Source organism: Streptomyces sp. NPDC004788 (assembly GCF_053601115.1).
Map to the genome: position 1 here is coordinate 1 of NZ_JBSGBF010000212.1, position 1,243 is coordinate 1,243.

Annotated in this window: 1 protein-coding gene; it reads left to right on the forward strand. The window is 72.5% G+C overall.

Annotated features, from left to right (window positions below):
* The first annotated feature begins 390 nt into the window (after nucleotides 1-390).
* The gene (locus ACWEJX_RS37770) at nucleotides 391-1,143 is read left to right on the forward strand and encodes an MBL fold metallo-hydrolase (protein ID WP_451611929.1); all 753 of its coding nucleotides are present in this window, start codon (nucleotides 391-393) and stop codon (nucleotides 1,141-1,143) included.
* The last annotated feature ends 100 nt before the right edge of the window (nucleotides 1,144-1,243 follow it).

Consider the following 1,243-nt stretch of genomic DNA (forward strand, 5'->3'; position numbering starts at 1 on the left):
CGCACGGCCGGGGCGGCCGGGGGGTGCGGGCCGGGCGGCCCGGCGGGCGGCCGCGTCCCGCGGGGCGACGGCTCCCGGCCGAGCGCCGCCACCCTCCCCCGGACCTCGTCCGGGGGGACCCCCAGGCGAGCACCGCGACGAGCGCGACCACCACGGCCGCGACGAGCGCCGGCCACCACGACATGTCCATACCTCAAGAAGGTACCGGCGCGCCGCTCACCGGGCCGGGTCGCCCCGCCATCCATCCGAACCGGTGACAGAGCCCGTGAGTTCGCCCACAACGGGCCGCCACGGAGGAGCGACCGGCCGCCACGCGCCGTACGCTCGACAGACCGCACGACCTCCCCTCTCAGCGCGCTTTCCGCTCCCGTACACGGAGGTTCACGCTCCATGAAGCTCACCGTCGTCGGCTGCTCAGGGTCGTTCCCGTCCGCGGAATCGGCCTGCTCGAGCTACCTCGTCGAGGCCGACGGCTTCCGGCTGCTCCTCGACATGGGCAACGGCGCCCTCGGCGAGCTGCAGCGCCACATCGGTCTGTACGACCTCGACGCGATCTTCCTCAGCCATCTGCACGCCGACCACTGCATCGACATGTGCGGCTATTTCGTCGCCCGCTACTACCGCCACGAGGGCGGCCGCTGCGACGCGATCCCCGTCTACGCCCCCGAGGGCGCGGAGCAGCGGCTGACCACGGCGTACGCGGACACGCCGTCGCCCACCTCGATGCGCGAGGTCTTCGACTTCCACACGCTGAAGTCGGGCTCGTTCGAGATCGGCCCGTTCTCCGTGCGCACGGAGAAGGTGTGCCATCCGGTCGAGGCGTTCGGCATCCGCGTCGAGCACGGCGGCCGCGCGCTCACGTACTCCGGCGACACCGGCGTCTGCGACGCGCTGCACGAGCTGGCCGAGGGCGCGGACCTCTTCCTCTGCGAGGCGTCCTTCACCCACGGCAAGGAGGACATCCCGGCCCTCCACCTCAACGGCCGCGAGGCCGGCGCGCACGCCGCCCGCGCCGGGGTGCGCCGTCTGGTCCTCACCCACATCCCGCCGTGGACGGACGGCGAGCGGAACCTGGCGGACGCGCGCGAGGTGTACGCGGGGCCGGCGGAGCTGGCGTACACGGGCGCGACGTACGAGATCTGAGCCGTACGAGATCTGAGCCGTACGAGATCTGAAAAACGGGAAGTCCCCCGGAACCAGCTGGTTCCGGGGGACTTCCGGTCGTACGGGGTCGTACGGAGCC

Excerpts from the sequence above, each read along its gene's own strand:
- ACWEJX_RS37770 (WP_451611929.1), top strand. The coding sequence starts at position 391 with ATGAAGCTCACCGTCGTCGGCTGCTCAGGGTCGTTCCCGTCCGCGGAA.